The organism is Cohnella baijiui (assembly GCF_020731285.1).
Lineage (GTDB): Bacteria > Bacillota > Bacilli > Paenibacillales > Paenibacillaceae > Cohnella.
Window position 1 is genome coordinate 1 of the sequence record NZ_JAJFOW010000221.1, and the last position, 294, is coordinate 294.

The following is a 294-nucleotide window of genomic DNA, read 5'->3' on the forward strand; positions in this document are numbered from 1 at the left end:
AGAAGTTCAATCTGGTTCCGGAAGGACTGCGACGCATGAATAAGCGCCAAAACTATCAGCAAGCAGACGACCATGCATCGCTTAAAGACCGCCGCGATAAACGCGACGAGATGAAAGCAAAATTAGCAAAAGCAAAGGACAACAAATAAGCAGCAAGGGGGAACGTTTATGAAATGCATCTGGTGTGAGACTGAGGAAGCGAAAGAAGGCCGACTGGATTGCTACTGGGTAACACCGGACGGAAAAGCCACCGTGCAAATTCAAAGCATCCCTTCTGTGGATTGTCCGAATTGC

Annotated in this window: 2 protein-coding genes; both read left to right on the forward strand. The window is 48.3% G+C overall.

The features are described 5' to 3' along the window. Positions 1–11: 11 nt before the first annotated feature. Positions 12–149 carry a hypothetical protein gene (locus tag LKX83_RS34595; protein WP_370639173.1) on the forward strand — a complete coding sequence of 46 codons (138 nt, stop codon included), beginning with the start codon at positions 12–14 and terminating at the stop codon, positions 147–149. A gap of 19 nt (positions 150–168) precedes the next feature. Beyond that, positions 169–294 (forward strand): YokU family protein (locus tag LKX83_RS34600; RefSeq protein ID WP_227887384.1); only part of this gene is annotated, 126 nt, incomplete at its 3' end.